The organism is Nonomuraea jabiensis (genome assembly GCF_014204795.1).
In the GTDB taxonomy this organism is placed as follows: Bacteria; Actinomycetota; Actinomycetes; order Streptosporangiales; family Streptosporangiaceae; genus Nonomuraea; species Nonomuraea jabiensis.
This window is the reverse complement of record NZ_JACHMB010000001.1, coordinates 9,090,100-9,112,413: the sequence shown is the minus strand read 5'-3', so window position 1 is coordinate 9,112,413 and position 22,314 is coordinate 9,090,100. Positions and strand designations below refer to the sequence as shown.

Sequence of the window (22,314 nt, the reverse complement as noted above, 5' to 3'; positions counted from 1 at the left end):
GGGACCAGGACTTTGACCACCACTACCCGATACCAGACGTTGGATCCGCTGCCGCTCAGTTCGCCCGGCTTCCAGCAGATGACATCGAGTCCTTCCCCTCCCTGACACCTATAGAGAAGGTCGGGGACGAATCGCGCGACTGGTCGCACTTTCCCACCATCCTTGCAGCTGCCGTCGACGGCTGCGGCGGCAGGAGCTCCGCCGACGACTGCAGCGGCAGGAGCTCCGCCAGCTGTCACAATGCCCGCGGTAACGGCGAGGATCGCACCACTGATTGCGATGGGCTTGCTTATCCGAATGCGCAAGATCTCTCCGAGGAGACAGGAGTTAGCCGCGTCGCCCTAACTCGGCGGCGGAAGAGCTTTTGACTTCCTGAAGTCAGGTTCTCGCACGGCCCTGAATTACCGCTGAAATTTGACTGAAACCGCAGGTCTCACGGTACGCCTGATCAGACGAACGAGGATGAACCTGAAGGTGTCTGGGCTGTAGCTTGCTCCGCTCCAAAGCGAAGAGCCAGCAGGCGAGTACATGCCTGGGAGAGGGGTCTCCACCCGCCACGCGACTGTCCACGATCGATCAGCCGGTACTGGTGACCACCGGAGCGGGCGTCGACCCGCATATGGCAGGTCTTCCGGGTGGCTTCTTCGGCCAGGCCGCCGATGCGATCGCCGCGTGCCTGCCCCACGCCGAGCGCCGGACTCTCGACGTGCGCGAGCACATAGTCAACGCCAAGGTCCTCGGCCCCGTGCTCACAGGGTTCTTTCGCTCTTGACCGAGGAAGTGCCGCCCACCACCCAAACTTGAGCCAATCCGATGCCAGACTGGCTCAAGGTCGAGGGCGGCGTTCTCGACCGCGGAGAACTCCCGCAGCCCGTACGCCTTCTTGATCTCGTCCTGGTGGTCGAACTGTGTTTGGCGCCGCTCGGTGTACTGTTTGATCTGCGAGACGTCGGCCACGCTGAGCTGACCGGCCAGGTAGTCGATCACCTCGGCCGGGACCTCCAGCGGGTCGCGCAGGAACCGGCCCACGAACCGGGCTGTGGTCAGTTGCAGGGCGAACCCGAGCCGGTGCTGATCGCCACGGCGGCGCCCGATCAGCTTCCGGTCCGCGTCGTCGAGGAAGATCATCTTCTCCAGCTCGGCCCGCGTCGGTGCCCCTACGTAGCGGCCGTACGCGGCCGCCTCTTCATCGCTTAACGGGTCCCGGTAGCAATGGAGAAATTTCCCCCGAAGTAGCGTCTGACCCGCGGTAATGGAGGCTTCGTAAGTTGGATCTCGACCGGCCTGGGCCATCAGGCACTCCTGCACCGCAGGAAGCTCTTCGGCGGGTACGTCGTCCAGCCACTTGGCCAGATGTTCGGGGCTGTCGAGTCGTCGAGTGAAACAGATGGGTCAGGGCAGGTGCTCTTCCGGTTGGATGGCTGCTGCGAGCTGTGAGCAGGTCGCGGGCGTGCCGGATCTGCTCGGGTGTCATCGCCGGCGGGCGTCCGAGGCGCTGGCCGCGGGCGCGGGCGGCGGCCAGTCCCTCGTGGGTGCCTTCCACGATGAGCTCACGGATGAACTCGGCGAGCGCGGCGAAGACATGGAAGACAAGCCGACCGCCGGCGGCGGTGGTGTCCAGCGCCTCGTGCAAGGAGCGGGAGCCGACGCCGCGCTTGCGCAGCCCGGCCACGATGGCGATGAGGTCCTGCAGGGAGCGGCCCAGCCGGTCCAGCAAGGGCACCACGAGGGTGTCGCCGGGGCGCCTGCTTGCTCTCCGGCGGCCGAGCCGGTTCGGATACGTCCATCGGGGTCGGAGCAGGCGTCGGAGCAGGCGTCGGAGCAGGCGTCGGAGCAGGCGTCGGTGCCAGGCCAGCGGGGTTCCCGGCGTGACCAGCCGGTGAATCCGCAGCCCGGGTGGCAGGAGCCGCACCAGCGCGGCCAGGACCGCCCGATCGGCCCAGTCCGGCTTCGGCCGGCAACCTGACGCCGCAGCACCGCCACCTCATGACGGAGCACCATGATTTCGGCGTTCTTGGAAGCCTCACTTCGGCCCAGCAGCACCAGCCAGCCGAACCCCCGAAGCGCGATCAGATACAGGAGAGGGAGAGACACAAGAATTGATCTTGCCGGTATCGCCGCATCAGGTCGATCCGCAGTTCAAGCGCCCTGCGATAACTTTGAAGCGGTACAGGCTGGTGGCCGTACTTGGGCGCGAGCGGGCAGGAGACGCGATCGGTGCCCGTGAGCAGCTCGCCGCCCTGCCTCCCATCCGCGAACGTGTCCTCGGCCCCGAACATCCTGACACTCTCAGGGTCCGGCACAACCTCGCCTATGGACCGGGCAGGCGGGGGACGCCGCTGGCGCCCGCGGACAGCTGGCCACCCTGCTCAGGGAGCGAGTGCTCGGCCCGAACACCCCGACACGCGCATCGCCCGGCACGCTCTGGCTCAGTCGACCGGCCAGGCCGGGGACATGGCCGGCGCGCGGGAACAGCTCACCGCTCTGCTGCCGACCATCGAGCGGGTATTCGGCGCCGATCACCCAGCACCGCTGGCTGGCCTTGCCGGCTCCTTGACGGTCCTGCAGCAGAGCCTCATGGCACGACGGCGTCGCGCCGGATCGTCCTCAATGGGTTTCCCACGTTACATAGCTGATCGTCAGAACGGGGCCTTCGGAGACGCCGAGCACGCTTACGAGGGCGATGCGTTCCTCGTCGGTCTTCACGCACAGCCGGGAACCGGTGACGAAGTCTCTGAGGGCGATGCGTCCGACCCGGCGCGCATCGTCCACCAGCGCGGCCGCGCACGCGTTATAGCCGGCCTGTTCGGCCCGGTCGAGCACGACCAGAGATCGGCTGCTCTCGCTGAACGCGTGAATCTCGGTCTCCTCGATGATGACGTCGGTGCGTCGGCCCCTGTCCGGCTGGAGGTCCATACCCGTCTCCTCGACGATCTTGCCATAACCGCGCTCCCCGGTGTCCAGGTCGATCTTGTCCGTCTCCTCCCTCGGGTACGCGGAAGGAGGCCCCAGGTTGAAGGCGTCCTTCGAGAGCAGCACCGTGGGATGTGCCCCCAACGTCGCCTGAGGCCGGGGGGAGGCAGGGTCAGGGCTCCCGAGGACAAGCGGCAGCAGCGTCTGCGAGAGCGCCAGCGCGAACAGGACGACGCTGAAGATCACGAAGTGTGTCTTCCTGAGCCGGCCGAAGGCCGGGACGCGTTCGATGAGGAGCGTCGCGTAGACGTTGAGGAGTACGCCCGCCACGACGCCGATGGCGGCGGCGCCCAAGGACACGATCATGATGTTGCCTTCCGCTCGCCCCGATCCGGGGATCGTGGCTCCAACCTGAACTTGAGTGCCACGCCGGTCGCGATCAGATAGACCAGGGACAACGCGGCCACAACGGCGAGGGCGAACAGCCATTGGCCGGGCGTGTGCCGCCACAACGCGTCGGCTACGGGCTGCGGGGAGTTCCCCCGCAGATTCGACGCCGAGGCGGTGGCGGCCACTCCCCAACGGTTCGGCAAGGGGGAGGCCAGGGCGTTGAGCAGGACGTTGCCCGACAGGTCGGCGGTGAGTCCGTTCAGCGCGATCTGTGCCACCGACGTGGCCGTGACGAGGGCCACGGCCTGTTCGAGCTTGCGCACGATGGCGGAGATGACGAGCCCCAGTGACATCGAGGCGACGGTCAGGCCGCAGAGTCCGGCGGCCAGTTCCAGCCACGGCCAGAGCACGAGCCCGGCCGGCGGGCCCGGCCGCACGGCGAGGAAGACGCCGGTCATGAGCAGGCCCTGGAGCAGCGCGACCACGGCGAAGACCAGCCATTTGGCCAGGACGACAGCGGGCAGGAGAACTCCGGTCCGGTGTTCGCGCTGGATGATGCGGTATTCGCCGACGATGTCCCCGTAGCTGAGCGCCTGCCCGCTCAGGACCGCGAGGGTGGTCAGTAGCGTCAGGGCCGTGGCACCGTCCGGGGAAGGGCCGCGTCCCAGCCCGTCGGGCCCCGTCACCATGGCCGCCAGGACGGCGGACAGCGCGGCGATGAGCAGCGGCAGGCTCGCGAGGATGACGGCGCGACAGGTGTCCAGCGGGGAGCATCGGTCCTTGGTCACGCCGCGGGTGAGCACCAGGTGGATCTGGCGGCGGAGGAGAACGTGCAGCTGGCGCCGCAGCAGCCTGGCTTTGCCGCGGCGCACGAGGTCGCGGGCGGCCGTCTCGGGCCGGGTCACGCGGACATGCTCCGCGGCGGCCCGCGCCTCGGCCCCGGAGTCGAGCCGGGCGTACTCCTCGGCGAGCTCGGTCGCCCTGCCCGCCGTTCCCTCCTCCTCCTGCAGGTCCACCATGAGCTGCGGGTGGCTGGACACGCCCAGCCGCTTGGTCAGCTCGCCGGGCGATCCGGCGTACACCGGCCGCCCGCCCCGCACGACCACGAGCGCCTGCTCGGCGAGATGCAGGTGCTCGGTGGCATGCGTGATGATCATGACGGTGTTGCCGAGCGAGGCGTACTCCCGCAGGAACGTCATGAGCTGGCGGTCCAGCCCGAGGTCGAGGCCGGAGGTCGGCTCGTCGAGCATCAGCAGTTTGGGCTCGTTCAGCAGCTCCATGGCGATGGATACCCTGCGCCGCTGGCCGCCGGACAGCGTGCTGACGAGTCGTGTCCGGTGGTCGCGCAGCTCCAGTTTCCCGCACACATAGTCGATCTGGTCGTCGGCCTGGGTGCCGGGGCCGCGCAGCCGGTATGCGTACCGGAGCAGCTGTTCCACGGTGAGCTGGCCGAACAGGTCGATCTCCTGGGGCACGAACCCGAGCCGTTCCCTGATCTGCTCGCGGTGCTCCCGCACGGCGAGCCCCTCGAAGTACAGTTCGCCGGCGGTGAGGGGCAGCTCGCCGAGCAGGGCGTGGAACAGGGAGCTCTTGCCCGCTCCCGACGGTCCGACGATGGCCAGGACGGTGCCCTCACGCTGCACGAACGACATGTCCCGCAGCCGGTACCGCCCGCCGCTCTCCGCCTCCAGGCCGGCCACGATGAGGTCGCGGACCCCGAGCCGGGTCACGCCGAGGTGGCGGCGGCCGTCCCGGACCACGTAGCGATGGTCGCCGAAGTCGAAATGATCGCCCGGGTGGAGCAGCGCCGACCTGACCGGCCGGCCATCGATGTAGGGGCCGTTGCCATGCCCGTAGTCGCGCAGCCTGAGCCCGGCCTCCTCCTGGACGAGCCTGAACTGCCGGGGCGCGGAGCCGGGCTCGCGCAGCAGGAACGGCGGAGGGCACTGCGCGCCGAAGATGCTCTCCGGTGTCAGGAGCTCGATCTCGTACGCGGCGGGCGGCTCCTCCCGCTCCGGGCCGGCAACCGGGACCTCCTCGTGTTCGGCGAGCGTCCAGGCCGGCAGGTCCAGAGGCCCGCCGAGCCGCTCCGCCGCCCACGCCGGGTGCGGATGACGTCGCAGCAGGGGCCGCAGGTAGGCGGCGATCCGCCGCTCGGTGTGCTCGCGAATCCGGCGGGCACGTGCGGAGGCCATCTCCACCAGCTGTTCCTGCAGCGGGGTGAGAGCGTCGCGGACGTGCTCGGCCCGGGCGAGCGACTCCTCCACCGCCGCCAGAGACCGCCGCACCTGGGCGATCCGCCGCTCGCGTTCATTCCGCCTGCGCTTCCTGACCAGACCGATCGGGTGGTCGCGGTCGCCGAGCAGCCTGGCGTCCCGCTCCTCGGCGCCGAGGGGCGCGGTCGCCTCCCGCAGGTCCTCCAGCCCTCGCAGGCGGGCCTCATGCCGGGCGGAGGCGTCCGCCCCGGCCTTGGCCAGGGCGGACGTCGTCACCGCGAGCCGCTCCTGCAGGCTCAGGTACTCGAGCTGGTACAACTCCCCGGCGCGGCCGAGCAGCATGTTTCGGTGCGGCGTGGTGACCTGGCGGTGCGGCGCCGCGGGAGACCGGGCGGGGATGCCCTCCCTGCCGTCCCTGAAGCCGTTCCACCAGTCCGAGAGCCTGGACCGCGCCGGGTACGGCAGTGGATCGCTCATGCCGGGCACGCCGGAAGCCTGACGATCACCTTGCGGTTCCTCGCCGCGGCGGCGGGAATGACCGCGCCACCGGCGGTCAGGTCCGGCACGTGGTCGGGCCAGTCGGTGCCGACACCGCGAGCCGTGACGCGGTCGCCGGGGATCCCCAGCTCGACCAGCGTGTCGCGGACCTTCTCCGCGCGTGCCCTGGACAGCCGGAGGTTGTACAGCCTGTCCCCCTCGGAAGAGGTCGTTCCGATGACCTCCACCCGCTTGCCGCTCCCGGCCAGGACCGCGGCCAGAAGGCCCAGCGTCTTCCTGGCGGCGCCGGGCTCGCGGAACTCGGCCTCGCCACGGACGAAACCGACAGAGTGCGCTTCCGTGAGCTTCGTGTCACCGCACGCCTTGATCGATGGAACGGGGGGCGGCACGGGCACGACCGTGACCGAAGGCGTGCCCCCCAGCGCCGTCCGGCTGGAAGGTGTGGCGTTCACGAAGGTGCACGCGGCTCCGGCCGCCTTGGCGACCTGGGCCCAGATCAGGCCCAGATTCTTCACCCCCCTCTCACCGAGCGGCGGCTGCGGTTCGACGGTGTTGCCGAGCCCCTCGAACAGAACACGCCGTCCGGCCAGGCCGGGCAGAGCGTCGTTCCTCTTCAGCGACTCGGCCACCTCCGCTGGATCCGCGCTGAGCATGCCGTCCTGACGGAAGTTCAGGTCTCCCTTGGTGGCGAGCGCCGAGTCAAGCACCACCACGTTGCCGCCCTCGCCCACAGAACGGGCCGCGATCCCGATCGCGGCCAGCACGTCGGCCTCCGGCTGCGCCGCCGTCGCCTTCTCTCTGAACGCCCTGGCGATCGACTCCATGTGCCTGTTCACGTCCCGCTCGAACGCCGATCCGTTCGACGCTGTGCTGTTCAGGTCATCGTCGAAGACCACCGCGGGTGAGCCGTCCAGCCGGATGACGAACACCTTCCCGCCGGCCTCGACCGTGTCGCGGGCCATGGCCGTCAGCGCTTTTGACAGCTTCGGGGCGGGCGTACCGGACCGGGCTCCGACCACGATGGCCATGGAAACGGCGCCTCCAGCCAGACATTGCGGCCGGGCCACGGGCCCTTCCTCCCGGCCTGCGGAGCATCCGGCGGTGGCGGCGCCCAGCGCCACCAGGGCCGGCCAGCAGGGCCACCGTCTTCTCATCGGTTCTCTCCAAGTCTGTCCCAGACATATGGCTTGCGATCGTGGTGAAAGAGGCCATCGGTCGTGGTGGGGTTCTGGGCGGCGCGGGCGTTGTGCACCCTCGCCATCTGTTTGAGCTCCTCGGTGAACGCCAGCCGTTGCTTCAGCTCGACCGTCAGTCGTTGCCGGGCCGCCACCAGGGCGCCGGCGTAGCGGGCGCGTTCGGCCTCCACCCGCGCCAGCTGGGCGACCGAGACCGCCATCCGTTCCTGCCGGATCCGGTGGTGACGCGATGCCCTGGCGTACGCCGCGCGTACGGGCTGGTGGAGGGCGTAGCCGCCGAGCGCCGCAACGACTCCGGTCCCCAGGTAGAGCACGAGGAAGAACCCGGCCATGCCCGCCTGCTCGTAGGCGAAGGAGGGCTCGGAGCCGGGCCCGGCCTGCGAGTCGATGTCCACCGGTCCAGTGCCGGGGTCAGCGACGTAGAAGCGGATGACAGCGGCACCGAGACCGAGGAGCAGCCAGATGAGCAGGCAGAGCAGGGCCTGCCATCGCTTGGCCGTCCGCGATCCGGCGTGCCGCTCCCTGAGGACGACGCCGGCTCGGTGGGCGAGAGTGACCGCCACGACCGTGAGCCCACCGACCAGCAGCAGGCTCTTCTCTCCCTCCTGCCTTGGCAGCAAGAGCTGAACAATCTGGAAGAACGCTGCGACGTCGGCGCAGGCGGCCACGGCGAGCACGGCTACGGAGGCGAACGCCGCCGGACCGCGGCCGGCGAGCAAGGTGGGCTCGGTGAAGGACTTCCCTCCCCAGGGAGCGAACCCGCGCTCACCGTCTCCGGAGTCGTCCACAGGACGCCGCTCCCCCACGAGGCGCTCCCGTGCCGCGGCGAGCGCGGTCTTCGCGTCGGCCAACCGCCTGCCGTTCAGGTCGTGCAGGGCCCGGCACTGGGCCGCCTGAGGATCGAGAGCGCTCAGCCTGCCGGCGACCAGGGCGTCGTACTCGCTCGCCTCCGCCATCACCTCGGCCTCCCACGCCTCTCCCCAGGCGTTGATGAGGTTGTCGAGCGTGTGACCGGTGGCCTCGTCCAGGCCGGGGGCGAGGTCGTCGATGAGCCGTTCGACCTCCGCGAGCTTGGCCTGGGCGTCGACCGGGGTGGGCGCGAACCGCTCGACGACGGGCAACGCGGAGCCGGCGGCCGGCACGGCCACTCCCCCCAGGGCGGCCAGCCGTTGCCGGGCTCGGGCCGGCCACGTCATCGGGCTGCCTCCGCGTCCCCGGCGGGCTCGTCCCGTACCCAGGGGGGCAGGTCCGGGGTGCTCAGCTCCAGCAGGAGGTTGAGGAGGGCCCGGTTGGCGTGCCTGCGCACCAGTCGCCCGAGGTAGACCGCCCGGCGGAGCTGGAAGTGCTGATGCACCCGCAGTGCCCTGGCCCTGGCCACGCGCTCCCGCCTGATCAGCAGCTCGCGCAGCAGCGCCGAGCGGCGCATCTCCTCGTCGAGGCGTGTGCAGGTCTCTACGTGTGCGTCCTGCGCCCGCCGTACGGCGTTGGCCAGTGCCGTTCGGCGGCGTCTGGCGATCAGCTCGTCGGGGTGCGTGGTTGGGTCCGCCTCCGCCGGCAGGCGTCCGCAGAGTTCGAGCGGCGCCGGTCCGGCCGCGGCGCGTTGCCGGGCTGTCGCCAGGTACTGTGCGGTGATCTCGCAACGCAGGCGCAACCCGTGCGCGGCGTTCTCGGCCACGGCCAGTTGCATGCCCAGCAGGCGACAGTCGTCCTCGCACCGGATCCACTCGGCCTGGATCAGGCCGGCGCTCCAGTGCGCCAGCATGGCGAGATGCGGAGTCTCGATCTTGGGCAGGTCGGCCTGCCCGTCCTGCTCCAGCAGCTTCGCCACGCCTTTGAGCCGCGCCTGCAGCAGACCGCGCCGGCCGTCGGCACGCCCCGCTCTCAGGTCTGCGCGACGGTCGCTCGCCGCGTAGACGATCGGTTCTTCCGGTGGGCCTGTCCAGGCCGGCCGCCCGGGCGGGAGTGAGTCCTCAAGGCGGGTTTCGCGATCTTCCTGTGCCCTGCCGGATCGCGTTGAGCTCTGCTGACGTACCATCCCGCCATGGTGTGAGACGGTTGTAGCGCCTATGTCGCAGGACGGCCGATCAGCTGACGCCTTGTGCCTGTTTGGGGCTTGGCCGGGCCCGTCCGGTCACCACGTCCAGCGGAAACCGGCAGCGGCGTTCATCATGTACGGCAGGAAGCGATGCGCCCGGTGATCACCGTCGAGCGTGACCAGCTCCTCCTGTAGCACGTTGCCCGCCCGATGGTCGTCCCATTCGGTCCACCACACCCGGCTGGGCAACCGTCGCGGATCGAACTGGACGACGATGTCGAGATTCTGCGTGAGCTCGTTGGCGACCCGCCGGTACTCGGTGTCGACGCCGTCGATGCGCCGGAAGGCGCGTTCGAACGCGAAGGAGGTCGTCTCCCCCTGGCGCAGCGACCGGGACAACACGATCTCGATCAGCGGCGGCCGGCAGGGCTTCTCGACCTGCCCGCCGTGCACCATGATGACGTTCGCCAGCCTCGACGACAGGAAGCAGGGGTAGCGGTCGACGCCGTCCTCCCGCGCCATGATGGTGTGCTGCGAGTGGTGGGACACCGCCTGCCCGGTGGCATCGATGATGCGGCGTTCGAACAGCATCACGGTGCGGTGCCGCTGCGGGCGCGGCAACGACTGCCGCTTCTGCAGAGTGTCCACGGGAGGCAATGCCATCGTGGTCCTGCCGTGGGCGAACGCCTCCGTGAGCAGGTGCTCGTCCTCGGGAGACATTTCGAACGCCCCGATGAACCACTTCAGTGTCTCCGAGCTCAGGACCTGGCCGGCTATCGCCCTGCCGACGCGATCCTTGATATGGCGGGCCGTCGTGGAGTCGGGACGCTCGCCCTTGTCGTAGAGATACCCCGAGATCACCTCGGCGACGGCGGTCCGGTTCACGCCGGTTCCGGGCCTGCGCTGCTGGTGGTATTGCCACTGCATCCGATACTCCTCTCGTTCGAGGAGCAGGCGGAGAAGGAGCCGTCCGGTGGCTCGAACTTTATTGATCTTGCTTTCATCGCACATCTGGCTCACCCTGGCCATTGCGCCATAGCGGCGACAGAAGATGGGTTGACTGAGGGGCGCAGCATCGGTCCGGCCGCTTACCACAGGCCGGCGTCTTTCTATCTGACATCAGAGAGACGGGTCCAGGTTAGCGAAGCCGTGCCGAAGCGTGAGTTTATTTCGCCTTGAAGGCTACGCCTGATAGGCAGGCTTACCGATGCCGGACACGCTACGAAGGTCGCACAAGGCCCTAGAAGATGCGAACGGTGACGATCCGCCCGCCGGCGGCCTATATCGCACCCCACCTCCCCATGCCGCCGCGTGCTTGTGAGCGGGCCGAACGTGGAGCGCCGCTGCTGGTGGCCCTGCCGGCGCCGGCGACCGCCATGCCCGACCAAAAGCGCCGACGGACGATCAGCACGGCGCCCAGCAGCATGACCAGCAGCCCGAACCCCACCGCCGTCATCCCGTCCGCGCTCAAGGCGATGACCACCGCCATCTGCTCGTAGCCAGGCGTCAATGCCAGGGCAGCGGCGACCCTGACCTCGGCCTGCCGACCGGCGGGGTGGTGCCGGGCTCGATCATCACCGGCACCACCCCGCCGACGGCTGCCCTTCGCCAGGCCTACCTGGCACCGCCGGATTCGAAGAGCCTGAAGCCGGCCACGACGATTTGCGGCGATCCCCGCGGTGGACAGGCCGATGGCGATCCGTTCGAGGACCTCCAGAGCACTCCTTGGATCTCCAGTCCGGTCGAGCGGAAGGTGCGGGCTCGTAGGGGACGGCAGCGGTGATGGTCAGGCCTGGGAGAGTGGCAGGCCTTGATGGTTGAGGTAGGCCACGATGCGGTAGGTGTCGTCTGCGTCCCGGTGGAGCAGGTACGACGACGACAGGTGGACGGGTTCGCCGCCGGCGGTGCGAGGTGCGGTCCATTCGGTGCGGACAAGCACGTACCGGTCGTCGAGTTGCTGGTGGGTCAGGGTGTCGAGGGCGGCCGGGCCGATGCCCGCATCGGCGAACATCTGCGCGCGTCTGGGCAGGGCCCGAAGGAACGCGGGGCGGGGCACGGGCCGGGCGCCGCCGGCGTCCCCGGCCAGGAACACCTCGGCGAAGCAGCCCGTCAGAGTGTCCACATCCAGACTGCCGCTTGCCTGGGCGAAGACGTCGAAGAAGCGGCGGAGCTCGTCATCGCGGGTGGTGGCCTCGGACATGAGATGGGTCCTCTCCTCTAGAAGGGGCGCTGATGGCGTTGTAGGGCATGGCGAGGCCGCGTCGGTGTACGGAAGTTCGGCCGGTTCAGGCCATGCTGGGGACGGTGGCGCGGACCAGGCGGCACAGGTCGCCGGGGCGCAGTGCGTCCGAACGCCGCCACAGCGCGGGAGCGAGGCAATCGGCCTGCCGCAGGTGCTCGACCGCCTCCAGCCCCTGCCGTTCGAGCAGGCCCGAGAGCTCTTCGGGAGTGAAGAGGGACAGCCATGGCTCGCCCCGTTCGGCGGCGGCGGGCAGCAGGAACCGGGCGTAGGCGTTGCCTCGATCGTCACGCAGAGCGGGCGGTACGGCGTACTCCATCACCAGTTCGCTGCCGGGCGCCATGCGGCCCACGGTGGCCAACGTGGCGGCGATCGCCTCGTGGGTGAGGTACATGGTCACGCCGAGCCAGGTGACCAGGGCGGGCTTGCCGAAGTCGAACCCCGCCTTGTGAAGGGCGGCCATCAGATCGTCGGACTCGAAGTCCACCGGCGCGAAGGCCAGCCCGTCGGGCACGGCGATGCCGGCCGCGGCCATCGCGTCGCGTTTGCCCTGCTGGGTGATGGGATGGTCGACCTCGATCACGCGGACCGGCCGGGCGGCCGGGGCACGGCGGCAGGCGAAGGTGTCGAGTCCGGCGCCCAGCACCACGTACTGCTCCAGGCCGCTGCGGAACAGGTCGGTGGCGCGGCGCTCGGCGTAGTGGCCGCGGACGGTCGCCTGGGCGCGCGCCCCTGCGAGTACGGGGTGATCGCCGTGCGCTCGGTGGTAGCCGATCAGTTCCTCGGCCCGGTCACCGAGCAGGGAGGCGGCCAGGGTGTCCCAGAGGATGAACGGCTCGCCGTCCACGAGAAGGTGGGCGGCACGGGCGGCCGCGGCCATGATGGCGGTCTGACTGGGATGCGAGTCGCGCATGGAGAGGCGTTCCCTTTCTTCCTCGCCGGGAACACCGATGCTAAATGCACTTCGCAAATATGTATAACAATCATAGCAATTGGAAGTTAATTTCAAATAATGAGCTCATAACGATATCGCACCATTCTTCTGGCGCGTTCACGGATGATACTGAGGCTAACCCGAGATTAGGACACCTGCCCGCTCCATTCGCCGCGCGGGCGAAGCTCTCTAACGTCTGGGCATATGGATCTCATCGCAACAGCCATCTGGGCCTTGTTTCTCATCTCCGTGCTCATCACGGTGGTCGCCCGGCTGCGCGGCCTGGTTCTGCTGGGCTTCGGCGTCCGCCGGCCGGGCGTGGGATCGGAGCTCGGCAAGGGGTTCCTGATCGTCACCGTCGCCATGCTCGCGCTGTTCGGCGTGCTGGTGGCGATGGGCGCCACCACCGTGACAGGGGTCGCCTTACGCGCCGACGTGATCTGGAACGGTCTGGCCGCCTTCCTGTCCTGGGCCGTGCTGGAGGAGGTCGTCAGCCGCATGGGACTGCTGCTGGCGCTGCTCGTCCTGACCCGCAGGCCGTGGCTGGCGCTCACGGTCAGCTCGCTCGCCTTCGGCTCGGTGCACCTGGTCGGCGGGGACGGCACCCTACTCGGCGCCGTCAGCAGCACCTTGGGCGGTTTCATGTACGGCTTGGCGCTGCTGCGTACCGGACGGCTGTGGATGCCGATCGCCATGCACTTCGCCTGGAACTTCGTCCAAGGCTCGATCCTGGGCTATCCGGTCAGCGGCGAGCACCGCCTCGGAGTGCCGTTCCTCGCCGAGCACGATGTGGTGGGTGGCCTGCTGACCCTGCACGACAACGGGCCCAGCCTCATCACCGGCGGAAGCTACGGCCCGGAGGGCGGCTGGCCGTCGCTGCTCGTCCGCGCACTGATCATCCTCGGAGTTCTGGCCACCACCCACTCCGGCCGCCCACTGCTCCACCCCGCCGCCGAGCGTGAATAACAGACTCGGTGACGAACGATGCCACCCGGCCCTCCGAGCCGATCACGTCGGCGGATGTCCATGCAGGTGATCGGGACCGGGTTGATATCGGGATCACAGAGCGGTCGAAGCAGGGCACGGTCATCACCGTGAGACAGGCCAAGCGCAGGCACGACCGATCACCATGCCGCTCTAGCCAACAGCGCATGGAAATGATTATCGTTATGCCAAGGTTTGTACAGAAGGGATGCCTACGGGATGTTTGACGTCATTGTGGTAGGCGGGGGACCGGCGGGGCTGAACGCGGCGCTGGTGTCGGGACGGCAGCGGCGGCGCGTGCTGCTGCTCGACAGCGGTGCGCCGCGCAACGCGCCCGCCCAGGAGACGCACATGCTGCTGAGCCGGGACGGCCTGTCCCCCGCTGCGCTCAGGGAGGCGGGGCAGGCGGACCTGCGGGCGTATCCCACGGTGGAGACGCGGCTCGCCGAGGTCGTCGAGGCGTCCGCTGTCACGTCGGGCTTCGAGCTGGTCCTGGCGGACGGCACGCGGGAGCGCGCACGCAAGCTCGTGCTGGCCACCGGCCAGACCGATGTCCTCGCCGACGTTCCCGGGCTGGCCGAGCGGTTCGGCCGCAGCGTCTTCCACTGTCCCTTCTGCCATGGTTACGAGGCCGGGGAGCAGCCGATCGCCGTCCTGGGATCCGACTTCCCGAGCGTGATGCTCGCCCTGTACGTGGCCGACCGCTTCAGCGACGACGTGGTGCTGTGCGGCAACGGGAACCCGCCGGCGGACGAGCACCGCGAACGGCTGGAGAAGGCCGGTGTCGGGGTGCGGGAGGAGCGGGTCGCGGAGGTGGTCGGCGAGTTCGGCGCTCTTGAGCTGCGTTTCGAGGGTGGGCAGCCGCTCGCGCGTGGGGCGGTCTTCCACCGGACGCGCATCAGGCAGCACTCGGACCTGGCCGAGCGGCTGGGTTGCGAGCTGCTGCCCGACGGGTGCGTGCGGGTCAACGAGTTCCAGCAGACCTCGGTGCGCGGGGTGTACGCGGCCGGTGACATGGCTCGGCTGGAGGCGCTGCCGGACGCGATGACGTTCGTGGTCATGGGGGCGGCGGACGGTGCCCGGGCCGCGATCTGGGTGGACCAGGAGCTGTTCCGCGAGGACGCCGGCCTGGCGGGCCCGGGCGGGAGTTGAGAAGGCCCCGCCCGGCGGGATCGGCTGATCCGCTGGAGCGGCCCGGCGGCGCGTGTCCGCCGGGCCGCTCGCTCATCCCTCAGGCCCCCGCTTCTCGCGGATGGCGGCGGCGAGGCCGGCGACGGTGGGGGCGGCCAGGAAGTCTCTGGGGGTGACGTGCGGAAGTCCTGAGCGGGCCAGGCGGGTGAGCATCCGGATGGCGGCGAGCGAGTCCCCGCCGAGCGCGAAGAACTCCGCCGCGCGGTCGAGCTGCCGGTCTTCCGGCAGGTCGAGCAGCTCGCTCCAGCAGTCGGCCACCGCCTGCTCCAACTCGTCGCGCAGCGGCCCGCCGTCCTGCGCGATGCTCGCGCGGGGCCGGGCGTCGAGCCGGAGCCCGCCGTCCGCGTCCAGCCGCTCGGGCAGATCGCAGGTGCGCTCCCAGCCGTCGGGTGTGTCCAGGGACCGGACGAGCGTGGTGAACGTGGTGAACAACCCCTCCACGTCCTGGGCGTGGAAAAGCTCCTCCACCAGCGACAGCACGATCACCAGTTCGTCCCTGGCCTCGTAGAGCCGGCCCTCCATGGCCACCTGCGGGGTGCGCAGCTCCTGGCGGTGGTCGGTCAGGTCGATGTGGCCGAGAGGCCCTGCCTCTTCGGGAACGGAGCTGCCCATGGCCGCGTCCACTCCGAGCGTGCTCTGGAAGACGACGGGCGCGACGGGCCGGGTCGTGCCCCATCGGCGGGCGAGCTCCCGGGACACTTCCACGCCCGTGACGAGGTTGTGCGCGAGTGCCTCGCCGGTGAGTGTCTGGAGTTCGCGGGCGAGGTCGGCGAACGTGCGGTGCTCCGGCAGCTCGATCGGCAGCAGCACGGTGGAGGAGAACGCGCCCACCATGCGGTGCACGTCCGGGTGCAGCGGCAGCCGGTTGAGCTGCAGGCTGTTGAGCAGGAAGCGCCGGTGGCCGGCCGTACGGGCGAGCGCGACGGCGTAGGCGGCCAGCGCCGCGGCGGACGGCGTGACCCCGTGCTCACGGCACAGCTCCTGGACGCGGGCCCAGCGGTCCGGGGCCAGGCGGGTTTCCAGGCTGCGCATCACGCGGGCTCGTACGGTGTCCGGTTCGGCCGTGACCGGGAGGGCGGGAGGCTGGGGGAAGGCGTCGAGCCGTTCCCACCACCAGTCGCGGTCGGCCTGCCACTGCGGGGTCTCCGGCAGCCCCTGCACGGCGGTGACGTAGTCGCCGAAGTCGATGTCCAGCGGGGCGAGGACGGTGTTCCAGTCGGCGGCGAAGGCGAGAAGGTCGCGGTAGAACACACCGGACGACCAGCCGTCCACCAGGAGCAGGCTCATCGAGGAGTGCAGCCTGCCCCGGCCGTCCGGCATGAGGCTGAGGCGCAGGTCGACCCCGGGGCCCGTGGCCGGGTCCGGGCCGTTGGCGCGCATGTCCGCGCGCAGCCCGGCGAGGAGGCGGGCGGCTTCCCCGGCGTCGAGCGCGCGCCAGTCGTGGACGGTCGGGGACGGGATCGCGCCGGGCGCGTCCGGGTCGAGGATGCGCTGGGTGCCGTCGGGCAGGATCCGGGCCCGCAGCGCGGGCTGGTGCTCGGCCAGCCGGTGCAGGGCGTCGCGCAGCGCCTCGGCGGCCTCGTCGCCGTCCACTCCGGTCAGGCCGAAGTCCACGTAGTGGTGCGCGGACTCGTACGACAGTTCCCAGCCGTCCTGCTGGCCGACGAAGTAGCCTTGCTGGAGCGGCAGCAGAGGGAACGGCGCGAGCGGGTCGTCCCGGCGTACCGGTTTCAGGTCGGGTACGTCGCCGTCCCGTGCGGAGCCCCGCTCCCGGACCGCGGCCGCGAGGTCGGCGAGCGTGTCCTGGACTCGGAGGTCGGACATCGCCAGGACCACGCCCAGCCGCCTGCGGACGAGAGCGGCGGTGCGGACGGCGAGGACGGAGTCGCCCCCCAGGGCGAGGAAGCTGTCTCCCGAGGCGATCCGCTCCTCCGGCAGGTCCAGGACGTCTGCCCAGATCCGGCGGAGCGCGGGTTCGAGGTCTGCGGTCACGGGCGGTGACTCCGATCTGTGATGAGGGCGTCGACGGTGTGGATCTCGCGCGGGACCAGGTGCGGCGGCAGCGCCTCGGCCGCCTTGGACAGCAGCGGCGCGGGATCAGGGTGGTGGTCGCCGCGGACGGCGGTGAACACGTGCTGCCCGGCCGCGGCGAGCGGGTCGCCGGGAGCGGGCTCGGCACGTACGTCCCGGAAACCGAGCGCCGCGAGCTGCCGGATCCATTCGGTGCGGCTCAGGAAGACGCGGTCCTGCCCCTGCCGGATGTCCGCGAAACCGGGCAGGAGCGCGTCGGCCTGCGGCGACATGAGGAAGTGCATCGAGGCGGACACCAGGTGGTGTTCGACGCACGACTCGATGAGCACCAGGGTGCCGCCGGGGGCCAGGAGCTCGCGGATCGCGGCCAGGGTGCGTCCGGCGTGGCGGGCGTTGTGCAGGACGTTCGCGGCCAGCACGACGTCGAAGGGGGGCTCGTCCGGTGTCATCTTGGCGTTGACGTCGAGCAGGGCGTAGCGCATGCCCGGCCGGTGCCGGAACCGTTCGCGCGCCGCGTCCAGGAAGAAGGTCGAGACGTCGGTGAACAGGTAGTCCACGTCGTCCACGGCAGCGAGGACCGCGTCGGTGGTCGCTCCCACGCCCGCGCCGATCTCCAGAACCCTGCCACGCGTGCGGGCCGCCTCGGCCACGGCATCCGCCGCCGCCTTGTTGAGGTGGCGGCTGATCAGGTTGTCGCGGTAGTTGCCCAGGGCGGTGGTCATGCCTCCGCCGGAGAACAGCAGCGACTGCAGGGTGATCTCATCGCGTACGAGTCGCGCCAGGCTGCGCAGCGCCGCCTGGAAGAAGCGGCCCATCGCGGCGGGGTATCCCAGCTCGTGCCGGGCGACGTCCAGGTCTCGCATGGCGGTGGCCAGCTCCCGCCTCGACGGCGGCCGAAGCGTCTCATCGGAGGCAAGCCAGCGGCGGACGATCCACCGATGTCGAGGGGCCGCGCCGAGCGCCTCCGCGACCTCTTCCCAGCCGTGGACGCGGCCGCCGCGGAAGAGACCGGTGGCGTGCAGCGTGTGGGCGATGGCGAGCATGGCGGCCCGGTCCATCACCGCCAGGCAGCGCGGCACGACGCCCGTCTCGGCACCCCCGAGGTGAGCGGTGCGAGGAAGTGCTTCAGGCTGCGGGTGCCCGCCGGACACCAGAGCGGCAGGGGCGGCGCCGGGGCCGTCGGCGATGAGGAAGACCTCTGCCTCGGCCACGTCCGGCAATGCCTCCAGCGTGCGGCGGACCAGCTGGAGGTCATCACGAGAGGGCAGCTCAACGGGCATCGGCGGGCACCTGCTCCACGGCGATGTCGGGATGCGGCAGGCCGGGCACCATCGCGCGCAGGTGGTCGTGCAGCACCTCGGGGAGCCGCCGGGCCGCGAAGGCCGTCATCGGCTCACGCGCGAGCAGCCCGGGATCGACCCCCTCGGCCAGGCCGGCGATGCTCTCGGCCGTGAACCGGCTGGCCGACGCGGGCCGCGCGACCGCCAGGCGTGCCGGGTCGGCGGGATCGAGGAGGATCTCCCCGTCCGGTGTCTTGGCACGGAGCTCGTGGGGCGCGATCGCGTCCGGTGAGCTGGATAGGAGCGCGTTCGGGATGCCGGTACGCACCGCCGTCCCGCCGGGCCATGGCGCGGCGTCCCGGACGTCGGCGTGCAACACGAGGTCGTACCGGTAGCGGGTGAGCTCGGTGTCGTCGGCCATGGTGCGGGCGTGGATCGACACGGCGACGGCACGGCCCGCCTCGAGGGCGATGCGCGCGACGGCACGCGGGTCGAGCAGCATCTCCTCCTCGTGAGCTGCCCGCCGTGCCGCCCGCCGCTCGATCTCGGCGGCCTCCGCCGCGGGATCCTTGGCGTGCTCGACCCAGCGGCAGTAATGCTCGACGAGCCTGGCGTGCCGGACGTCGCCGACGATCACCGTGCCCCCGGGCGCGACGAGGTCGAGCGCGTCGAGGAGCACGGCCCGCAGGTAGCCCAGATGGGGGAAGCACTGGGTGACGGAGTTCAGCAGGACGCAGTCCGGCCGGGCGCCCATGGTCTCGGCCAATGCTCGGGTCACCTGCTCGGAGCGGACCTCGTGAGCGGCGGCGCGGACGACCGTGACCCGGGGCATGCGCGCCCGGCCCAGACGCTCGACGGCGGCGGCGGAGACGTCCGTGCCGACGTAGGCGGTCAGGTGGTCACGTAGCTCGTGCAGCAGCAGGCCGCTGCCGCAGCCGAGTTCGAGCACGCGCGACGGGCGGCGGCCCAGCACCAGGTCTACGGTGCACCGCAGCCAGTCGGCCATGTGCTCCCGCGGCAGGGGCAGTCCTGTGTCGGACGCGCGCCAGCCGGAGAAGTCCAGCTCACCGGGGTTGTGCGAGCTCTCGTACACCCAGTCGTAGACGTCGCCCCAGTGTTCGAGGAACTCCCGCAGCAGCACTCCTGGCTGGGGGTGCACGGCGAGCGCTTCGAGTCGCGGGCTCACCAGGACGCCCTGGGGGCCGCGGCGTGCGGTAGCCACCCATGGGTGGTCGCGCAGCACGTCAAGGATGGCTTCGTCGGGCACGGTTCGTCCTCCGTCGGATGGTGTTGGAGCCCTGCTCGTGCAGGGCTCCGGCGCTCATGCGCAGGATTCGGTCGGCGCGGGCCGCCACGTCCGGGTCGTGCGTGGCCAGGAGCACGGCGAGGCCGTCGGCCCGGAGGCGGTCGAGGAGTTCGAGCAGCTCCGACGCGGTCGCCGCGTCCAGGGCCGAGGTGATCTCGTCGGCGAGCAGGACGGCGGCGCCCGGAGCCACGGCGCGGGCCACGGCGACCCGCTGCCGCTGGCCGCCGGAGAGCCGTCCTGGGCGCCGTCGGGCATGATCGGTGTCCAAGCCGAGAGCAGCCAGCAGGCCGAGCGCCTCCACGCGTGCGGGGGCGTGTCGCAGGCCGGCGAGCGTTCGCAGCGGGCGGGCGACGGCTGTCACGGCTCGGTGGGCGGGGTTGAGCTCGTCGCGGGGATTCTGGCCGACAAATTGGATACGGCGTAGCTGGGCGCGGCTGCGCTCGGACGCGCGGGGCGGAAGGGGCCCTGCGGCGCCGGCCGCCGACAGGGTCAGGGTTCCGGCCGCCAGCGGGCGTAGCCCGGCCAGCGTGTGCAGCAGCGTGCTCTTGCCGCTGCCGGACGGCCCCAGCAACGCGACCATCTCGCCTGCGCGCAGCGTCAGATCGGTGGCGGCGAGCAGCGGGGATCCGCCTGCCGGGTGGTCCACTCTGAGCCCGCGCACGGTCAGGACCGGAAGCCCTGCGGCGATCTTCTTGTGACCGTTCGAAGCTGCCCTTGGAGGGACAGGGGCCAGCTCGGTCACGTCGTCGGCGAGCTCCGCCACCAGCCGCCGGTCATGGGTGACCAGCACCGTGGTAAGCGCCAGGTCGCCGCGCCGCTCCCGTACGGCGTCGGCCACGAGCTGCGCGCACTCCGGGTCGAGGCTGCTGGTGGGCTCGTCCAGCACCAGGAGGGGCGGATCTCCGGCCAGGGCGCGGGCCAGGGCGGCCCGCTGGGCCTGTCCGCCGGAGAGCCGGCCCGGGGTCCTGGCCTGCAGAGCGGGGGCGAGGTCCAGCCGTTCGAGCAGGGCGGCGGCCTCGTCGCGGGCGGCCGCGCCGGTGCGGTCCGCGAGAGCCTCGGTGACCTGGTCGAGTACAGGCCGCCACGGGTCGAGGGTCGAGGCGGGGTCCTGGGCCAGCCAGCCGACCTGGGTGAGGCGCCAGCGGCGCCCGGCGCGTCCGGCCGGCAGCGGGTTTCCGCGCCAGCGCACCGAACCGGCGGCGAGCCGCATCTCCGGGGGCAGGCAGCCGAGCAGGGCCCTGAGGACGGTGGTCTTTCCGCTGCCGGAAGGCCCGGTCAGCGCGAGCACGCGGCCGGGCGCCGCATGCGTGCCGAATCCGTCGATGACAACGCGGCCGGAAGGACCGGTGACGCGTATCCCCTCGCCTCTCAAGCCCGTCATCAGGAGCTCTCCGTTCCGAACGCGTGGCGGAGCCCCGTGCGCGCGGCGACGGCGACGGCCAGGGACAACAGCGCGAGGAGCAGTGCGGGAGCCGCGAGGGCGGCGGGGTTGAGCGCGGCGCCCGCGAGGTTCTCACGGAGCATCACGGCCCAGTCCCCGGTGGCGGGCGCGTCGGTGACGCCGAGTACGCCGAGCGCGGACGCCAGCTGCAACGCGGTGACGAAGCGCAGCCCGAGGTCGGCGGCGAGCACTCCGGCCATGGCCGGCAGGACCTCCCGCAGCAGCACCGCCACGGCACTCTCGCCCCTCAGCCGCGCCGCCCTGACGTATCCGCGTTCGCGGACACCCGCGGTGACGTCCCTGATCACGCCCAGCGTCAGCGGTGCTCCCGCCAGGACCGTGGCGGCGACGACGGCGGCGTCACCGGGCAGGGACACGGCGAGCACCAGCGCGGGCAGCAGCACCGGCACCGCGAGCAGCAGATCGGCGGAGGCCGTGAGCGCGCGGGACCCGCGCCACCCCGCGGCGAGCCCGCCGAGCGCCCCGACGAGGGTGGCGAGCGCGGCCGCCACGAGCGAGACGGCCAGGAGGTGGCGCCCTCCGGCCAGGAGCCGCGACAGCACGTCCCGGCCCAGCACGTCGCCTCCGAGCAGATGATCGGCGCCGCTTTCCGTCCATGGCGCGGTCACCGGTGCGGCCGGATCGTAGGGGGCGAGGGCGGGCCCCAGCACGGTCACGACTGCCAGAACGGTTCCGAGCAGGAGCGGGATCCGGCTCACGAGGAGGTGCCCTCCCGCCATGACCGGCCCGGAGCCAGATCGGCGAGCAGCAGCACCGCCAGCACGACCGCAGCCGAGCCGAGACCCAGCAGTTGCACCACGGGAGTGTCCCGTGCGGCAACCGAGCTGACCAGGAGCTCGCCCGCCCCCGCGTACCCGAAGACCGTCTCCACCAGAGCGCTGCCCGCGGTGAACCCCCCGGCCACGACGGCGAGCACGCGCAGCGCGGGCCCGGCCAGCACGGGCAGCACCTGCCTCCGGAGGATGCGACCGGTGGGGACGCCGCGGATGAGGGCGTCCGCCACGTGCGGCGCCCGCAGGGCATCGGCCACGGCGCCGCCGAGCAGCGCGACGCCGTACGCGGCGGAGGGCAGAGCCAGCGTCAGGACGGGAAGAACGAGGATCACCGGATCCGCGAGCGGAGAGCCGCCCGGCGGCAGCAGGGAAACCGGCGGCACCCACCCGAGCACTCCGCTGAGCAGCGCCGCCAGCCCCGCCGCCACCACCACCTGGGGTACGGCGGTGAGCGCTGTGGCCAGGCCGCCGCCGATGTCTCCGGGTCGGCGCAGCGCCCGCCGCCCGGCGAGCGCGCACCCCAGGAGGGTGAGCAGCACGGTCAGCGCGAACGCCGACCCGGCCAGTACGGCGGTCGCCGGCAGGCGCAGGGCGACGAGGTCGGCGACGGAGCGGCCGGTCAGCAGGGACCGGCCCGGGTCGCCGTGGGCCAGCGCCCATGCCCACCGGCCCCACCGTTCCCACGCGGGCCGGTCGAGCCCGTGCTCGGCGCGCAGCTCGGCGAGCTGGGCGGCCGAGGCGCGTCCGCCGCCTGCGGTGTCGGCGGCGTCTCCCGGTAACAGCTCGGTGGCGGCGAACACCGCGGCAGAGATCGCAACCAGCAGGATGACCACGCGTAGCCCCTTGACCAGGAGGAGACGCATCGG

General features: G+C 71.1%; 19 protein-coding genes. 3 read left to right on the top strand and 16 right to left on the bottom strand.

What is annotated here, in order from left to right; all coding sequences use genetic code 11:
* Nucleotides 1–576: 576 nt before the first annotated feature.
* The 8 genes from HD596_RS41485 to HD596_RS41450 all read right to left on the bottom strand — a co-directional run bounded on the left by HD596_RS41485 (nt 577) and on the right by HD596_RS41450 (nt 10,175).
* A complete protein-coding gene (locus tag HD596_RS41485) occupies nt 577–1,293 on the bottom strand; it encodes a DUF4158 domain-containing protein (RefSeq protein WP_246555224.1) in 717 nt (238 codons plus the stop codon).
* Entirely contained in the window at nt 1,187–1,723 is a 537-nt protein-coding gene (locus HD596_RS62620; RefSeq protein ID WP_313046307.1) for a recombinase family protein, read from the bottom strand. Before HD596_RS62620 ends, HD596_RS41485 begins: the two co-directional genes overlap by 107 nt.
* 884 nt (nt 1,724–2,607) lie before the next feature.
* Nucleotides 2,608–3,267, bottom strand: a complete 660-nt coding sequence (locus tag HD596_RS41475) for a hypothetical protein (protein WP_185074894.1) — start codon at nt 3,265–3,267, stop codon at nt 2,608–2,610.
* A gap of 8 nt (nt 3,268–3,275) precedes the next feature.
* Nucleotides 3,276–5,996 (bottom strand): ATP-binding cassette domain-containing protein, encoded by a 2,721-nt coding sequence (locus HD596_RS41470; RefSeq protein WP_185074893.1) that lies wholly within the window; start codon nt 5,994–5,996, stop codon nt 3,276–3,278.
* The gene (locus tag HD596_RS41465) at nt 5,993–7,045 is read right to left on the bottom strand and encodes an OmpA family protein (RefSeq protein ID WP_185074892.1); all 1,053 of its coding nucleotides are present in this window, start codon (nt 7,043–7,045) and stop codon (nt 5,993–5,995) included. Before HD596_RS41465 ends, HD596_RS41470 begins: the two co-directional genes overlap by 4 nt.
* Before the next feature lie 122 nt (nt 7,046–7,167).
* Nucleotides 7,168–8,409 (bottom strand): hypothetical protein, encoded by a 1,242-nt coding sequence (locus HD596_RS41460; RefSeq protein WP_185074891.1) that lies wholly within the window; start codon nt 8,407–8,409, stop codon nt 7,168–7,170.
* On the bottom strand, nt 8,406–9,041 hold the full coding sequence (locus HD596_RS41455; RefSeq protein ID WP_185074890.1) for a hypothetical protein: 636 nt from the start codon (nt 9,039–9,041) through the stop codon (nt 8,406–8,408). The genes HD596_RS41460 and HD596_RS41455 overlap by 4 nt, the downstream gene beginning before the upstream one ends.
* A gap of 303 nt (nt 9,042–9,344) precedes the next feature.
* Complete coding sequence (locus HD596_RS41450; RefSeq protein WP_185074889.1) at nt 9,345–10,175, bottom strand: hypothetical protein; 831 nt, start codon at nt 10,173–10,175, stop codon at nt 9,345–9,347.
* 320 nt (nt 10,176–10,495) lie between these two features.
* Between HD596_RS41450 and HD596_RS41445 the strand changes: the two genes are divergently transcribed.
* On the top strand, nt 10,496–10,747 hold the full coding sequence (locus tag HD596_RS41445) for a hypothetical protein (RefSeq protein ID WP_221519760.1): 252 nt from the start codon (nt 10,496–10,498) through the stop codon (nt 10,745–10,747).
* Nucleotides 10,748–11,034: 287 nt separating this feature from the next.
* On the opposite strand, the gene HD596_RS41440 is transcribed toward HD596_RS41445, so the two are convergent.
* Complete coding sequence (locus tag HD596_RS41440) at nt 11,035–11,448, bottom strand: DUF6841 family protein (protein ID WP_185074887.1); 414 nt, start codon at nt 11,446–11,448, stop codon at nt 11,035–11,037.
* A gap of 85 nt (nt 11,449–11,533) precedes the next feature.
* Entirely contained in the window at nt 11,534–12,400 is an 867-nt protein-coding gene (locus tag HD596_RS41435; protein WP_246555220.1) for a class I SAM-dependent methyltransferase, read from the bottom strand.
* Between the two features lie 225 nt (nt 12,401–12,625).
* Here HD596_RS41435 and HD596_RS41430 point away from each other — a divergent pair, with 225 nt between their 5' ends.
* Together HD596_RS41430 and HD596_RS41425 are read left to right on the top strand one after the other, a co-directional pair.
* Nucleotides 12,626–13,387, top strand: coding sequence for a CPBP family intramembrane glutamic endopeptidase (locus HD596_RS41430; RefSeq protein ID WP_185074886.1), 762 nt, complete (start codon nt 12,626–12,628; stop codon nt 13,385–13,387).
* A gap of 237 nt (nt 13,388–13,624) precedes the next feature.
* On the top strand, nt 13,625–14,557 hold the full coding sequence (locus tag HD596_RS41425) for an NAD(P)/FAD-dependent oxidoreductase (RefSeq protein WP_185074885.1): 933 nt from the start codon (nt 13,625–13,627) through the stop codon (nt 14,555–14,557).
* 72 nt (nt 14,558–14,629) lie between these two features.
* On the opposite strand, the gene HD596_RS41420 is transcribed toward HD596_RS41425, so the two are convergent.
* Genes HD596_RS41420 through HD596_RS41395 form a run of 6 tightly spaced genes read right to left on the bottom strand, consistent with a single transcriptional unit; the run spans nt 14,630 to nt 22,311 of the window.
* On the bottom strand, nt 14,630–16,588 hold the full coding sequence (locus tag HD596_RS41420) for a phosphopantetheine-binding protein (RefSeq protein ID WP_185074884.1): 1,959 nt from the start codon (nt 16,586–16,588) through the stop codon (nt 14,630–14,632).
* Nucleotides 16,585–17,907: a class I SAM-dependent methyltransferase gene (locus HD596_RS41415; RefSeq protein WP_185074883.1), complete on the bottom strand. Its 1,323-nt coding sequence runs from the start codon at nt 17,905–17,907 to the stop codon at nt 16,585–16,587. Before HD596_RS41415 ends, HD596_RS41420 begins: the two co-directional genes overlap by 4 nt.
* On the bottom strand, nt 17,897–19,174 hold the full coding sequence (locus HD596_RS41410; RefSeq protein ID WP_185074882.1) for a class I SAM-dependent methyltransferase: 1,278 nt from the start codon (nt 19,172–19,174) through the stop codon (nt 17,897–17,899). The genes HD596_RS41415 and HD596_RS41410 overlap by 11 nt, the downstream gene beginning before the upstream one ends.
* Complete coding sequence (locus HD596_RS41405) at nt 19,152–20,594, bottom strand: ABC transporter ATP-binding protein (RefSeq protein ID WP_185074881.1); 1,443 nt, start codon at nt 20,592–20,594, stop codon at nt 19,152–19,154. The genes HD596_RS41410 and HD596_RS41405 overlap by 23 nt, the downstream gene beginning before the upstream one ends.
* Nucleotides 20,594–21,373 carry an ABC transporter permease subunit gene (locus HD596_RS41400; RefSeq protein WP_313046306.1) on the bottom strand — a complete coding sequence of 260 codons (780 nt, stop codon included), beginning with the start codon at nt 21,371–21,373 and terminating at the stop codon, nt 20,594–20,596. The genes HD596_RS41405 and HD596_RS41400 overlap by 1 nt, the downstream gene beginning before the upstream one ends.
* Entirely contained in the window at nt 21,370–22,311 is a 942-nt protein-coding gene (locus HD596_RS41395) for an ABC transporter permease (protein ID WP_185074879.1), read from the bottom strand. The genes HD596_RS41400 and HD596_RS41395 overlap by 4 nt, the downstream gene beginning before the upstream one ends.
* Between the last annotated feature and the right edge of the window lie 3 nt (nt 22,312–22,314).

Coding starts and splice junctions, on each gene's coding strand:
- HD596_RS41460 (WP_185074891.1), bottom strand. CDS start 8,409: ATGACGTGGCCGGCCCGAGCCCGGCAACGGCTGGCCGCCCTGGGGGGA.
- HD596_RS41430 (WP_185074886.1), top strand. CDS start 12,626: ATGGATCTCATCGCAACAGCCATCTGGGCCTTGTTTCTCATCTCCGTG.
- HD596_RS41470 (WP_185074893.1), bottom strand. CDS start 5,996: ATGAGCGATCCACTGCCGTACCCGGCGCGGTCCAGGCTCTCGGACTGG.
- HD596_RS41405 (WP_185074881.1), bottom strand. CDS start 20,594: ATGACGGGCTTGAGAGGCGAGGGGATACGCGTCACCGGTCCTTCCGGC.
- HD596_RS41415 (WP_185074883.1), bottom strand. CDS start 17,907: ATGCCCGTTGAGCTGCCCTCTCGTGATGACCTCCAGCTGGTCCGCCGC.
- HD596_RS41465 (WP_185074892.1), bottom strand. CDS start 7,045: ATGGCCATCGTGGTCGGAGCCCGGTCCGGTACGCCCGCCCCGAAGCTG.
- HD596_RS41445 (WP_221519760.1), top strand. CDS start 10,496: ATGCGAACGGTGACGATCCGCCCGCCGGCGGCCTATATCGCACCCCAC.
- HD596_RS41440 (WP_185074887.1), bottom strand. CDS start 11,448: ATGTCCGAGGCCACCACCCGCGATGACGAGCTCCGCCGCTTCTTCGAC.
- HD596_RS41450 (WP_185074889.1), bottom strand. CDS start 10,175: ATGCAGTGGCAATACCACCAGCAGCGCAGGCCCGGAACCGGCGTGAAC.
- HD596_RS41425 (WP_185074885.1), top strand. CDS start 13,625: ATGTTTGACGTCATTGTGGTAGGCGGGGGACCGGCGGGGCTGAACGCG.
- HD596_RS41485 (WP_246555224.1), bottom strand. CDS start 1,293: ATGGCCCAGGCCGGTCGAGATCCAACTTACGAAGCCTCCATTACCGCG.
- HD596_RS41395 (WP_185074879.1), bottom strand. CDS start 22,311: ATGCGTCTCCTCCTGGTCAAGGGGCTACGCGTGGTCATCCTGCTGGTT.
- HD596_RS41435 (WP_246555220.1), bottom strand. CDS start 12,400: ATGCGCGACTCGCATCCCAGTCAGACCGCCATCATGGCCGCGGCCGCC.